Below are 13259 nucleotides of genomic sequence, written 5' to 3'. Positions count from 1 at the left end.
CGGGATAGACGACCAATTGGAGGAAACTCTGAAGCCCGGGTGATTCAGTCCCGATACAGGCGGGAGGCATTAGGATACGGATTGACTCCGCATAGCGAACATCTTCTAATTGACTGCTTGGATCCCTATGACCGCCGCACACACCATGAAAATTCTCCTGGTCGAAGACGACAAGCTGCTCAATCACCACCTCTCCTCTCTGCTGACCGAAGCAGACAATCAGGTCTACAGCACCGATCAGGCAGGGATTGCGCAGCACTATGCAACGGATTACCCCATCGACGTGGCCATCATCGATCTCGGTCTGCCCGATATGGATGGCCTGCAACTGATCCGCGAACTGCGCGAGAAGCAGATCCCCTTCCCCATCATCGTCCTCACCGCCCGTGGCAACTGGCAGGACAAGGTGGAAGGGCTGGAAGCGGGTGCCGATGACTATCTGGTCAAACCGTTTCAGAAGGATGAGCTGCTGGCGCGTCTCAACGCGCTGGTGCGCCGCAGTGCCGGCTTTATCTCGCCGCGAGTAAAAGCGGGCGACTACGAGCTCGATCTCTCCCGCAAGGAGCTGACCATCGCCGGTGAAGTGGCCGTGCTGACCAGCTTCGAATACCTCATTCTGGAGTACCTGATGCGCAACGCCCGTCAGGTGGTCTCCAAGCAGCAGCTGCTCGACCAGCTCTACGGCGATGGTGAAGGGGATCCCAACACCATCGAGGTTATGGTCAGCCGCCTGCGCAAGAAACTGGATCCGGAGGGGACGATTCAACCCATCTCCACCATCCGCCGTCAGGGTTATATCTTCAACCTGTCGTGCAACTGATGCGATTCTGCCCGCTACTGCGGATGGTGCGGGTGCTGCGCCGCTCGCTGCATATCAAGCTGCTGCTCAGCTCCCTACTGGTGATCGCCCTCAGCATGGGCTTTGCCGTCTATGCCCTCTACCTCGGCCATGTCGAGGAGCAGACCCAGAAGGCGAGCGCCCGGATGCAGGAGAACCTGGCCAAACTCTTCTCCTCGACCGAGCCGAGCAATGGCGGCCCTACCGACCTCAGCCACATCTCCCGCAATGCCGGGGATGCCGACCTCGATACCCTGATTTGCCGTGCCGACGGTGAACGGATCTGGTCGAGCCTGCACATGCCGGAGGTGATCAAGGCCAAAGAGAGTATCTGTGGCGACCTGATGCAGTATCTGGGGGGGATGGATCTCGACTACTTCTTCAAGAAGCACACCATCAAGAACGGCGAAAGCTACTTCGTCTACAGCCTGCGTTTTATCCGCAACCCCGGCACTGGCACCACCGCCTACTACGTGGTGATGATCGATTCGGCCAAGCGCTATCACGCCGAATCCCTCGCCTATCTCGGCCATATCGCCCGGCAGGCGGTGCTCGCCTACATGCTGCTGGCCAGCCTGCTGCTGCTCACCACCTACTGGAGCCTCGGCTCCCTGCGCACCATTGCCCGCCAGATCGATGACATTCGCTCCGGCAAGTTGGACTCTCTCTCCAGCGACTTCGAGCAGGAGCTCACCCCGCTCACCGAGTCGGTCAACCAGCTGCTGGAGAACGAACGGCAACAAACCCAGCGCTACCAGCACGCCTTGAACGATCTCGCCCACAGCCTGAAAACCCGGCTGGCGCTGATCCAGATGACCACCCGCGAGCTGGAGCTGGGCCGGGAGATCCACGACAACATCAACGAGCAAATTCTCACCATGGATCAGATGATCCAGTACCAGCTCAGACGCGCCGTCACCGGCCGCCAGCGCCTTGCCAGCAAGGGCACCGAGCCGGTACCGCTCATCGAGAAGCTGCTCGCCAGCCTGACCAAGGTCTACCGTCACAAGAAGCTGCAAACCCACTTCACGTTCGATGATGATGCCCTGTTCCACGGCGAGCAGGGGGACTTGATGGAGTTGATGGGCAACCTGCTCGACAACGCCTGCAAGTTTGCCATCAGCGAGGTGCGGGTGACCCTGCGTCGCCATCTCGAACGGCTGCGCATCGAGGTGGAAGATGATGGCCCCGGCATCGACGAAGCCAAATCCGAACAGATCTTCCAGCGCGGCGTGCGCGCCGACAGCTCCCCCGGTCAAGGCATCGGTCTGGCGGTAGTGACCGAAATCGTCCACAGCTACGGCGGCCAGATCCGGGTGGATGAATCTCCTCTTGGCGGTGCCCGTTTTACCCTGGACTTGCCCTGACCTCCGGCCAGCCTCCCTGCAAAACCTCTGCGTTGCGGGCCCTTTAGCGGCCCGCAGCCCTTTGCTCATCAGACCACATATTGGTCGCATTCATGTCCCTCGATGTTACAATCCGGTCACAAAAATCGGGAAAGGTAATGAAAACATGAAGATCCGAATGCTATTGCTGGCTGCCCTGCTCTGCCACGGCGCCGCTCAGGCGCAAGAGAAGGCCCCCGATGGCTGGCAAGATGGTCCCATAACCCGCCTCAAGGCACAGGCCCTGCTGCTAACCCTCAACGCCACCTTGCTGAGCAACCCGAGTGCTACCGTCACCCTGCAAAACTGGTGCGCCGACCACAAGATGGCGGGCGAACCGCGCATTCGCGCCCTGCGTGACCAGACAACACGCAAACCAGCCGATGCCGCCACCCGTGAGCTGTTCAAGATCGGCGCCGATGAGCCGGTGGGCTATCGCCGGGTGCAGCTAACTTGCGGCGATCATATCTTCTCGGAAGCGGACAACTGGTATGTCAAAAGCCGCCTCACTCCGGAGATGAACCAGCTGCTCGACAGCAGCGACACCCCGTTCGGGCTCGCGGTCAAGGCGCTCAACTTCAGCCGCAAGACCCTCTCCTCCACCCTGCTCTGGTCGCCCCTGCCGGCTGGCTGGGAGATGAAGATGCCCGTCATTGCCACCAGCAAGGCACCGCTGACCATCCCCGAGCAGGTATTGCAGCACCGCGCCCTGCTTTCACGGGAGGATGGCACGCCGTTCAGTCTGGTGGTCGAGACCTACCGCCGGGATCTGTTCGCCTTCCCGCTGGATGCGAACAACGGTCAATAACCCAGCGCTGGTAAGCGGCCAATAAAAGAGGCCGGACTATCTCATTTCGTCCGGCCGGCTTGCTACACGGGAGAGCTTTCTGTTTGTGTTTATTTAGATAAAAGGGATGGCACCATAGCGATTTGAATAGGGATTGCCGCGCTTTGCCTTGAAAAAAATCACCATCAGCGGGCCGATAATCGGGATCAATCCCAGCAGCAAAAACCAGCCATTGCGACCAATGTCGTGCAGACGGCGCACGCTCAATGCCCAGCAGGGCACAATAATAAAGAGACCATATACGCCCATCAGTTTGTAGCCATAATCCAGCTGTTTGGTCAGCAGCGATAGAACGACACAAATAACGGTATTGATAAGAACGAACATCCAATATTCTTTGCGCGAGGCCCGTCCTTTGAAATCAGCAAATTTCTGAAATGCACGAAAATACCAGTTCATAAAAACTCCAGCTTCTGCGTCTATGTTTATTTTGCACGAAGGAGACAGATATAAGCGATAGCAAAACCACCGATATTGGATTGGTGTTGGTCGCTTGTCATAACCTGCTGCGCCAGACAAAGATAATTGGATATTGTGATATTCAGCAAGGCAATTAGGATTATAAAATATAAAAGAGAGTACCCCGTTAATCGCCAATATGGCCAATGAGTGCCGCCAGCGGTGCCAGCTCTGGCTTTGCGCAGTGTGACAGGCAGCGGGTTTTAAAGATTTTTGATAATTTTTGATAACTTTTCATCGTGCAAACGCGCACAATAAGGGCTTTGCAGCAGAGCCATAAGCGGTGTTTCCGGCCAATGCTGGCCCCGAAAGCCGCAAAGGGAGCTCGGGTAACGAGTGGCAGCGGAAGAATGGAAGCTGGATAACGGTAGCCAACAGTACGGTAACTGGATAAACGCTACGTTGGCAAGCCAGGCTCAATAACAGCGCATGGATATCAGGGATGACCAGATGAACAAGACAGCGGTTATATTCTCCATTCTCTTCAGCATGAATCTCCATGCTGGCCAGAACCTTACGACCATTAACAGCGATGCTCATCCGGTTATCGGGGTGTGGCGCCTCAATTTTGCTGATACCAGCTGTTATGAAGAGTACGACTTCAGGGCGGATGGTCGTCTCTATACCTCGTCAAATCAACAGCAGATCGAATCATCCTATATTATTGAGCGCGAACCATCTGCCTCCGGATTTTACCGACTGGAAGAACATATTCTCAAAGAAAATGGTGGCAAAGACTGCCTGGATATGTCCCAGAATGAGGATACTGACTACGTCTACTATCTGAAATTTTCGCCGTCGGAAGATCAGTTTTTAATCTGTCTCGATGAGAGCGATGAAGAGTGTATTGGTTATTTTATTCGTCAGTCCAGTCCGCACCAACAAAAACTACAGCAGATAGCGGTAACCACCATGTAGCCCATAGGCTTTATGGATTTCATTTATTTGGTGCTGGCCAGATATTTACAATATAAAGAGAGGCTGGGTGAGTTCACAACAAATAAAAAATCCGACCTTGATTCGATAATTCATCTAATAATGTTGCCCACCCAAGAGATAAATATGGTTGTGCTAACCGGTTATATCATTGTACCTGCCTCCGATTTACCAGCCGTCATGGGGGAGCTTGATAACCATATCCAGCTGACCCGACATGAACATGGCTGCCTGCAGTTCGAGGTGACGCAAAGCAGACTCAACCCCTGCCGCTTCGAGGTCTGCGAGACCTTCCGCGATCCCGCCGCCTTTGCCGCCCATCAGGCCCGGGTCAAAGCCTCGCGCTGGGGGGAGATCACGGTCAATGTTGAGAGACACTATACCGTCACGGGACTTGGCGAATAGCCGTGGCACCTCGCCTATTTTCCACCTTCAACGATTGAGAGACTTATGATCCGCCCACTATCCGCATCCGATCTCGATGCCGCAGTCGAGCTCTGGTATCAGGCCTCGGTCAAGGCCCACGGCTTTATTCCCGCCGACTTCTGGCATGCGCAACGTGCCGCGATGCGTGATATCTATCTGCCCGCCAGCGAGAGCTGGGTTTATGAGGAGCAGGGGCAGCTGGCGGGCTTTATCTCCTGGCATCAGGGCTCTGTTGCCGCCCTCTTTATCGCCCCGAGCTTGCAATCACAGGGGCTGGGTCGACAGCTGCTAGACCAACTCAAGTCACGGCATGAGCAACTTGAGCTCACCGTCTACGCCGAGAATGAGCAGGCGCGACGCTTTTACACCCGCAACGGCTTTCACGAGGGGGAGCAGAGAATATGCGAGCATAGCGGCCACGCCGAGATCATCATGCATTGGCAGCGGGGCATCTGAAGTCAAAAACACTCGCTGATTGCTGACATGCTGCGGCAGGGCGGGCAGGCGTTGCCTTGAATGCCATGACGCCATTCTCTACAATGCCCCACTTTATATCCATTTCGGGTCATAGCCATGAGCGATACCAGCACCAAGCCGGCACTGCCGGATCACCTCTCCTGCAATCCCCGCAGCCCCCACTATGTGGCGGCCTGCTTCGAGCATCCGATCGGTATTCGCCTGAACGGCAAAGAGCGTACCGACGTCGAAGAGTACTGCATCAGCGAAGGCTGGGTGAAGATCCCCTCCCCCAAGGCGCTGGATCGCCGTGGCCAGCCCATCCTGATCAAGCTCAAGGGCACCGTCGAAGCCTATTACAGCTAATTGCAGCTGCCCGCTTCAGTTAAAAACAAGGCCACCCTCGCGGTGGCCTTGTTGTTTGCGTCGCTCAGCCCTGACAACGGGCGGAACGGGTTTATACCCCCAGCCGATCACGCAGGGTGTACCAGGCGGCGCCGGCGGCGGTGAAGGGGATACGGAACAGGCGGCCACCCGGGAAGGGGTAGTGCGGCAGTTTGGCAAAGGCATCGAAGCGCTCCGCCTGACCGCTCAGCACTTCGGAGAGCAGCTTGCCCGCCAGATGAGTGCAGGTGACACCATGGCCGCTGTAGCCCTGCATGTAGTAGATGTTGGGGCCGATGCGGCCAAACTGCGGCAGGCGCGACAGGGTGAGCAGGAAGTTGCCGGTCCAAGTGTACTCCACCTTGACGTCGGCCAGTTGCGGAAAAGTCTTGAGCATTTTGGGGATGATCAGCCGCTCGATATCCGCCGGATCCCGCGCGCCATAGACCACGCCGCCGCCATAGATCAACCGGTGATCGCCGGAGGTGCGGTAGTAGTCGAGCAGGTAGTTGCAATCCTCCAGACAGTAGTTCTGCGGCAAGAGTGAACGGGCCCGCTCCTCTCCCAGCACTTCGGTGGCGATCACCTGGGTGCCGCAAGGCATGCTCTTGCTGGCCAGTTCCGGCACCAGATTGCCGAGGTAAGCGTTGCCGGCCACCACGATAAAGCGTGCCTTCACCGCCCCTTTGGCGGTCTTGACCAACGCCGGCTGACCCGGGGTAATGCTGGTGACAGCGGACTGCTCGAAGATCTGCCCCCCCTGGATGCGGATCGCTTCCGCCTCCCCCAGCGCCAGATTGAGAGGGTGAATATGGCCGCCGCTCTTGTCGAGCAGGGCGCCGACGTAGCGATCGCTTGCTACCACCTCGCGTACTCCCTTGGCATCGAGCAGCTCCAGCTGCTCATTGCCCCACTTCTCCCAGCGCGCCTTCTGCGCCTTGAGCTCGTGGAACTGCTTCTCGGTCTCGGCGGCAAAGACGCCCCCATCCTGCAGATCGCACTGGATGTTGTAGCGCTTGATCCGCTCGCGGATGATCTGGCCCCCCTCAAACAGCATGGAACCGAGCAGCCTGGCCTGATCCGGCGGGCAGTTCGCTTCTATGGTGTCGATGTCGCGGCTGTAGGAGTTGACGATCTGGCCACCGTTGCGGCCGCTGGCACCAAAGCCGACTCGTGCGGCCTCCAGCACCACCACCTTGTAGCCCTTCTCTACCAGATGCAGGGCGCTGGAGAGGCCGGTATAGCCCGCCCCGATGACGCAGACATCGCACTCCAGCTGCTCGGTCAATGTCGGGTAGGGCGCGTGTTTATTGGCGCTGGCTGCGTAGTAACTGTTTACATGTTCGGTCATGATCCCTGTTTCCTTACCGGTTCTGTTGCCAAACTACTGTCAGGATTAAAAGCTCGCCGGGGTGTGGGCGCTGACGATGCGGCAGGTCTGCCCCGACGGATTGCTGAAACTGTGGGGCTCGCCGGTGTCGATCACATAGCTGTCGCCCGCTTCGAGTTGATAGCTCTGGCCTGCCACCGTCAGGGTCACCGACCCCTCCAGCACAGTGCCGACCTCCTCTCCCTGATGCTTGACCTGCCCGCCGGTGTCGGTACCGGGGGGATAGGTCTCCAGCATAAAGCCGAGCTGGCGGCGGTTGTTGCCGTTGTGCACCAGCTTCATCGAGACCCCCTGACTGCCCAGCTCGATAAGCTGTTCAGCCTTGATCACCACGCTGCAGGGGCGGCTCTCCTCCTCGGCGAAAAAGCGCGACAGCGGCAGGCCATAGACGGTGAGCAGCTTTTGCAACGACGCCACCGAGGGGCTCACCTTGTCCTGCTCTATCATGCAGATGGCGCCGTGGGTCAGGCCGCTCAGCTCCGCAGCACGCCGCTGGGAGAGCCCCAGCTGGTGGCGCACTGCCGCCAACCGCTCGCCCATGGTACGGGCACCACTCTGCGGTACCAGCTGCAGACGAGCCTCGCTCTCACTGCTCTGTGACCCGCTCATGGCAGGCCCCCTCTCATCTTCTGCCTGCACTCCCGCAACATGGGTCATCTCCCTCTTCCCTCTGGTTAAAATAGCGGACCAGCACCATCCCTGGCTGTTTGCGATGCTACACACACATCGTTAATTATTTTGCACACCCCAACCATCACACCAAGCCACTGGATCGGGGTAAACTGCGCTACACAGCCCATTTTCTAGCACGCAGCACACCAACAATTCAAATATATTTAACACTTGAAAAACATTTCAGCTCAATTTATGGTCTCCCTGTGCTTATTATTTTATACGGCAGCACCACAGGATGAGCCGCATCATCGCCACCTTGCTGCCAGGTTTCACCATTGAGGCTTGCCATGTCCGCTACCAGCTCCAATCAAAGCTTGATCAAATCCCGCGCCTATATAGATGGTCAGTGGTGCGAGGCCGCCAGCGGCCGCACCTTCGAGGTCACCAATCCGGCTACCGGTGCCGTGATCACTCAGGTGCCCGACATGAATGAAGAGGATACCCGCCGCGCCATCGCGGCCGCCCACGCGGCACAACCCGCCTGGGCAGCCCTCACCGCCAAGGAGCGCAGCAACAAGCTCTACGCCTGGTTTACCGCCATCACCGCCCACAGCGATGAACTGGCCCGCATCATGACCTGCGAGCAGGGCAAGCCGCTGGCGGAAGCCAAAGGGGAAGTGACCTACGGCGCCAGCTTTATCCAGTGGTTCGCCGAAGAGGGCAAGCGCGCCTATGGCCGCACCATCCCGGGCTTTAGTGGCGATCGCCGGCTGGCCACCATCAAGCAGCCGGTCGGGGTCGTCGCTGCCATCACCCCGTGGAACTTCCCGATTGCCATGATCACCCGCAAGGCCGGCCCGGCGCTGGCCGCCGGTTGCACCATCGTCATCAAGCCGGCCGCCGAAACACCGCTCTGCGCGCTGGCACTGGCGGTACTGGCCGAGCAGGCGGGGATCCCCGCAGGGGTCATCAATATCGTCACCAGCCACCAGCCGAGCGCGGTGGGCAACGAGCTGTGCAACAACCCGACTGTGCGCAAGCTCTCCTTCACCGGCTCGACCCGCATCGGCAAGCTGCTGATGCGCCAGTGCGCCGACACCATGAAGCGCCTCTCGCTGGAGCTGGGCGGCAACGCCCCCTTTATCGTCTTTGACGACGCCGATCTCGACGCCGCCGTGGCCGGGGCGCTCGCCTCCAAATACCGCAACGCCGGGCAGACCTGCGTCTGCGCCAACCGTATTCTGGTGCAGGCCAGCGTCTATGACGCCTTCGCCGAGAAGCTGACTGCCGCCGTCGCCGCCTTCAAGGTGGGAGATGGCATGAGTGAAGGCGCCCAGATCGGCCCGCTCATCAACCCGGCTGCCGCCAGCAAGGTCGCCGAACTGGTGCAACAATCTGTTGCCGCCGGTGCCGAAGTGCTGCTGGGTGGCGAGCCCCACCCCGCCGGCCCCCTCTTCTACCGCCCCACCATTCTGGGCAAGGTCGCCAGGGACAACCCCATCCTGCAGGAGGAGATCTTCGGCCCGGTCGCTCCGCTGGTGCGTTTCGAGAGCGAAGCCGAGGCCATCGCGCTGGCCAACGATACCCCCTATGGTCTGGCTGCCTACTTCTATGGCCGCGACATCGCCCGGGTATGGCGCGTCGCCGAGCAGCTTGAATACGGCATGGTCGGCATCAACGAGGGAATCATCTCAACCGAGCTGGCCCCCTTTGGCGGCATCAAGGAGTCGGGTCTGGGTCGGGAGGGGGCAGCCGAGGGGCTGGAGGAGTATCTGGAGACCAAATACCTCTGCTTTGGCGCCATTCGCTAGGGCAGCAGAGGGCTAAAGCATCGTATTCATCGATGCTTTAGCCGCAAGATTCATCGCTTTTACAGATAGATGTAGACGTTAACCCGAGGCGGCAAGGGGCGAAATTTGGCCTGATCTGCCTCGCAAGAGGGCTTCTGCAACACACACCACACGCCGCCGATCTGGCCCGATGGGCTAATTGGCGGTGATGGGCGCCAGATCGCCCGCCACCAATTCATTCAGGGAATTTCGGGGCCATGGCCCCTCAGGGAGGAAAGATGAGTCAGTCAGAATCAAACAAGGCGTGGCAAGCGCGCCGCGAAGCGGCCGTGGTCAACGGCGTCGGCACCCTGCTGCCGGTCTTTATCGACCGTGCGCAGAATGCCGAGCTGTGGGATGTGGAGGGCAACCGCTACATCGACTTTGCCTCCGGCATCGCCGTGCTCAACACCGGCCACAACCATCCGAAAGTGGTGGCAGCGGTGCGCGAGCAGCTGGAAAAATTCAGCCACACCTGCTTTCAGGTCACCCCCTACCCGGGCTATATCGAGCTTGCCGAAAAGCTCAACGCCCTGGTGCCCGGCCCGACCCCGAAACGCACCCTGTTTCTCTCCACCGGCGCTGAGGCGGTCGAGAACGCCATCAAGATTGCCCGCGCCCACACCGGTCGCAGCGGCACCATCGCCTTCAAGGGGGGCTTTCACGGCCGCACCATGATGGGGATGGCGCTCACCGGCAAGGTAGTGCCCTACAAGACCGGCTTTGGCCCCTTCCCGGGCGAGGTCTACCACATCCCCTTCCCCGCCGACTATCTGGGGGTGAGTGAAGAGGATGCCCTGCACGCCCTCGACCTCTGCTTCAGCGCCGACATCGAGCCCTCCCGCGTTGCCGCCATCATCATCGAGCCGGTACAGGGTGAAGGGGGCTTCTATCCCGCCTCCGCGAGCTTTATGCAAAAGCTGCGCAGCATCTGCGACCAGCACGGCATTCTGCTCATCTGCGACGAGATCCAGAGCGGCTTCTGTCGCACCGGCAAGACCTTCGCCACCGAGTATGCCGGCATCGAGCCGGACATCATGACGTTGGCCAAGAGTCTGGCGGGCGGCTTCCCCCTCTCCGCCGTGGTGGGCAAGGCAGAGGTCATGAACGCAGCCAAGCCGGGCGGCCTTGGCGGCACCTATGCCGGTTCCCCCATCGCCTGCGCCGCCGCGCTGGCGGTCTTGCAGGTGATCGAAGAGGAAAAACTCAACCAGAAAGCGCTGGATCAGGGTGAGCAGATCAAGGCGGGGCTGCAACGCATAGCCGAGCGTTTTGACTGCATAGGTCAAATTCGCGGACCCGGTGCCATGGTGGCCATGGAGCTGGTGAAACAGCGCAATGCCGACCAGCCCGATCCCGACCTCACCAAACGTCTGGTGGCCGAGGCGGGCAAACGCGGTCTGGTCCTGCTCTCATGCGGGGTGCGCGCAAATGTCATCCGTTTTCTCGCCCCGCTGACCGCCCCGGCGGCAGTGATTGACGAAGGGATGCAAATCCTTGAAAAATCACTGGAGGCCGCGCTGGCCTGACCAGCAGGAAAGTAACCGCTAACCTGTGCAAAAAAATGCAGTTTTGCCCCCTTTTTTTCTTGTCAAGGGGGCCCTGCAAATGCACAATGCGCCGCCACTGCAAGGACCGGTATTACCACATCTCGCCGGTCCTTTTTTGTACAGTGAACAAACCCATAAACGAGGCCGGATCACCCCCGGAAAAGATAGCGAGATTGGCAGCAATCTCCCGACACCACACTCAGTGAGGAACAACATGGGGCATCTCAATGCTTTCCGACCGGCTCTGCCCGGTGCGCGCCACCCCGGCGCCCTTGATTCCCGGGCCTCTTTCCCGGTTTCGTTGATGGAGTGTGCCGCCCCGGCACCGCGTGAGGAACAGGCATGATGAACGCCCAACCGGTTGGTCTGAAAAAGACCCTGAAACTGTGGCAGGTCGTGGTCATGGGTCTTGCCTACCTCACCCCCATGGCAGTGTTCGACACCTTCGGCATCGTTACCGAGATCACCGAAGGCCATGTCCCTACCGCCTACCTGTTTGCCCTGATCGGCATGCTGTTCACCGCCCTGAGCTACGGCCATCTGGTGCGCAAGTTCCCGTCGGCAGGCTCCGCCTATACCTATGCCCAGAAGGTGTTCCACCCCTATGTCGGCTTTATGGTGGGCTGGACCTCCCTGCTCGACTATATGTTCATGCCGATGATCAACATGCTGCTGGCCAAGATCTATCTGCAGGCGCTCTTCCCGAACGTAGAGCCCTGGACCTATATCTTTGGTCTGGCGGCGGTGATGACCGCCCTCAACCTGCGCGGCATCAAACTGGTGGCCAACTTTAACAGCGTCATCGTCATCATGCAGTTCAGCATCATCGCCGTCTTTATCGGCCTGATCGCTTGGGGCGTGCACAATGGCGAAGGGCTGGGCACCGTGGCCAGCAGCCGTCCCTTCTTCTCCGAGCAGATCAACATCTCGCCGCTGCTGATGGGGGCCTCGATCCTCTGTCTGTCGTTCCTCGGCTTTGATGCCATCAGCACCCTGTCGGAAGAGACCCCTGACGCGGATCGGGTTATCCCCCGCGCCATCGTGCTGACGGCGCTGATCGGCGGTGTGCTGTTTGTCACCACCTCCTACTTCCTGCAGCTCTTCTTCCCGGACATCTCCCGCTTCCAGCATCCGGATGCGGTGCTGCCGGAGATCGCCCTCTATGTCGGTGGCAAGCTGTTCCAGGCGGTCGTGCTGGTCTGCACCACAGTAGCGGTACTCGCCTCCGGGCTCGCCTCCCACGCCGGTGTGTCGCGCCTGCTCTATGTGATGGGACGGGATCGCGCCCTGCCGAGCCGCTTCTTCTCCTATGTGCATCCGAAGTGGCAGACTCCGGCCTGCAATGTGCTGCTGGTCGGCCTGCTCGCCCTCTCCGCCGTTTCGTTCGATCTGGAGATGGCGCTGGCCCTGATCAACTTTGGCGCCCTGGTGGCCTTCACCTTCGTCAATCTGGCGGTGATTGCCCACTTCTATGTGAAGCTCGGTCGCAACAAGAGTCTCAAGGATCATCTGATCTATCTGCTGCTGCCGCTCTGTGGCGCCGCCTGCATCGGGGTGCTGTGGCTCAACCTTGAGCCCTCCTCCTTCGAGCTGGGGCTGATCTGGGCGGCGCTCGGTGCCATCTACCTCTTCCTGCGCCTGACGGTGTTCCGCATTCCGCTGCGCACCAGCGAGGAGATGGCGCAATAAGCCTGCCGCGCGAATAAAACGATAAAGGAGCCTGCGGGCTCCTTTGTTTTTACTCTGTCATGCTGATTGTTTAGCGCGTTGCTCTTCGTTTTAACGCTTTGCGGTTGCTCTCCTTCACCGCACTGGCGCCCCTCTCTGAACTGCTGTGTGTGATGCGGTTATGGCCGCCACCTTTTGGCAACCCCGCATGTTTTGCCATTGTGCTTTTTGCTGAAAATGTGACTGATTTCAAATCGGCACCCGCCGCTATCGCTCTCCGTGACATGGTACCGACCAGGAAAATCATTTAACTTAGTCATTTTTATGACTAAACATGCAATCGCTATTTTCCCCCGCCAACCCCCTGATTCCCGCCAGCAACGCCTCCGGGAGGTTGGGCAACAACCCGGGGGATGGCGGCAAATATGATCAGGATCAATCTTGAGGCGTAATGCGCCCTGCAGGGACAATCAGGA

General features: G+C 59.1%; 13 protein-coding genes. 10 read left to right on the top strand and 3 right to left on the bottom strand.

Annotation, left to right across the window (positions count from 1 at the left end; genetic code table 11):
- The first annotated feature begins 145 nt into the window (after positions 1 to 145).
- The 3 genes from AAHA41_RS02465 to AAHA41_RS02455 all read left to right on the top strand — a co-directional run bounded on the left by AAHA41_RS02465 (position 146) and on the right by AAHA41_RS02455 (position 3031).
- Positions 146 to 820: a response regulator gene (locus tag AAHA41_RS02465; protein ID WP_033113361.1), complete on the top strand. Its 675-nt coding sequence runs from the start codon at positions 146 to 148 to the stop codon at positions 818 to 820.
- Positions 820 to 2205, top strand: a complete 1386-nt coding sequence (locus AAHA41_RS02460; protein ID WP_041208266.1) for an ATP-binding protein — start codon at positions 820 to 822, stop codon at positions 2203 to 2205. The genes AAHA41_RS02465 and AAHA41_RS02460 overlap by 1 nt, the downstream gene beginning before the upstream one ends.
- Before the next feature lie 145 nt (positions 2206 to 2350).
- Complete coding sequence (locus AAHA41_RS02455; protein ID WP_323070987.1) at positions 2351 to 3031, top strand: hypothetical protein; 681 nt, start codon at positions 2351 to 2353, stop codon at positions 3029 to 3031.
- A 93-nt stretch (positions 3032 to 3124) separates the two neighbouring features.
- Here AAHA41_RS02455 and AAHA41_RS02450 read toward each other — a convergent pair whose 3' ends face one another.
- The gene (locus tag AAHA41_RS02450; RefSeq protein WP_323070989.1) at positions 3125 to 3469 is read right to left on the bottom strand and encodes a DUF805 domain-containing protein; all 345 of its coding nucleotides are present in this window, start codon (positions 3467 to 3469) and stop codon (positions 3125 to 3127) included.
- A 510-nt stretch (positions 3470 to 3979) separates the two neighbouring features.
- On the opposite strand from AAHA41_RS02450, the gene AAHA41_RS02445 reads away from it, so the two are divergent.
- The 4 genes from AAHA41_RS02445 to AAHA41_RS02430 all read left to right on the top strand — a co-directional run bounded on the left by AAHA41_RS02445 (position 3980) and on the right by AAHA41_RS02430 (position 5713).
- Positions 3980 to 4447, top strand: coding sequence for a hypothetical protein (locus AAHA41_RS02445; RefSeq protein ID WP_323070990.1), 468 nt, complete (start codon positions 3980 to 3982; stop codon positions 4445 to 4447).
- A gap of 144 nt (positions 4448 to 4591) precedes the next feature.
- Positions 4592 to 4870 (top strand): antibiotic biosynthesis monooxygenase, encoded by a 279-nt coding sequence (locus AAHA41_RS02440; protein WP_231499728.1) that lies wholly within the window; start codon positions 4592 to 4594, stop codon positions 4868 to 4870.
- 45 nt (positions 4871 to 4915) lie between these two features.
- Positions 4916 to 5347, top strand: coding sequence for an N-acetyltransferase (locus AAHA41_RS02435; RefSeq protein WP_323070991.1), 432 nt, complete (start codon positions 4916 to 4918; stop codon positions 5345 to 5347).
- 117 nt (positions 5348 to 5464) lie between these two features.
- The gene (locus AAHA41_RS02430; RefSeq protein ID WP_005347440.1) at positions 5465 to 5713 is read left to right on the top strand and encodes a DUF3297 family protein; all 249 of its coding nucleotides are present in this window, start codon (positions 5465 to 5467) and stop codon (positions 5711 to 5713) included.
- A 91-nt stretch (positions 5714 to 5804) separates the two neighbouring features.
- Here AAHA41_RS02430 and AAHA41_RS02425 read toward each other — a convergent pair whose 3' ends face one another.
- Together AAHA41_RS02425 and puuR are read right to left on the bottom strand one after the other, a co-directional pair.
- The gene (locus AAHA41_RS02425) at positions 5805 to 7082 is read right to left on the bottom strand and encodes an FAD-binding oxidoreductase (protein ID WP_215803376.1); all 1278 of its coding nucleotides are present in this window, start codon (positions 7080 to 7082) and stop codon (positions 5805 to 5807) included.
- A gap of 45 nt (positions 7083 to 7127) precedes the next feature.
- Positions 7128 to 7730 carry an HTH-type transcriptional regulator PuuR gene (puuR, locus tag AAHA41_RS02420; protein ID WP_104015771.1) on the bottom strand — a complete coding sequence of 201 codons (603 nt, stop codon included), beginning with the start codon at positions 7728 to 7730 and terminating at the stop codon, positions 7128 to 7130.
- A gap of 353 nt (positions 7731 to 8083) precedes the next feature.
- On the opposite strand from puuR, the gene AAHA41_RS02415 reads away from it, so the two are divergent.
- From AAHA41_RS02415 to AAHA41_RS02405, 3 genes are all read left to right on the top strand, one after another.
- Complete coding sequence (locus tag AAHA41_RS02415) at positions 8084 to 9547, top strand: NAD-dependent succinate-semialdehyde dehydrogenase (protein WP_342697301.1); 1464 nt, start codon at positions 8084 to 8086, stop codon at positions 9545 to 9547.
- A 257-nt stretch (positions 9548 to 9804) separates the two neighbouring features.
- Positions 9805 to 11094: a 4-aminobutyrate--2-oxoglutarate transaminase gene (gene gabT, locus AAHA41_RS02410; protein WP_323071157.1), complete on the top strand. Its 1290-nt coding sequence runs from the start codon at positions 9805 to 9807 to the stop codon at positions 11092 to 11094.
- Between the two features lie 366 nt (positions 11095 to 11460).
- Positions 11461 to 12804: an APC family permease gene (locus tag AAHA41_RS02405; protein WP_041208437.1), complete on the top strand. Its 1344-nt coding sequence runs from the start codon at positions 11461 to 11463 to the stop codon at positions 12802 to 12804.
- The last annotated feature ends 455 nt before the right edge of the window (positions 12805 to 13259 follow it).

It is taken from the genome of Aeromonas sp. SER (assembly GCF_038739615.1).
GTDB lineage: Bacteria > Pseudomonadota > Gammaproteobacteria > Enterobacterales > Aeromonadaceae > Aeromonas > Aeromonas jandaei.
This window is presented reverse-complemented; position numbering and strand designations above follow the sequence as displayed.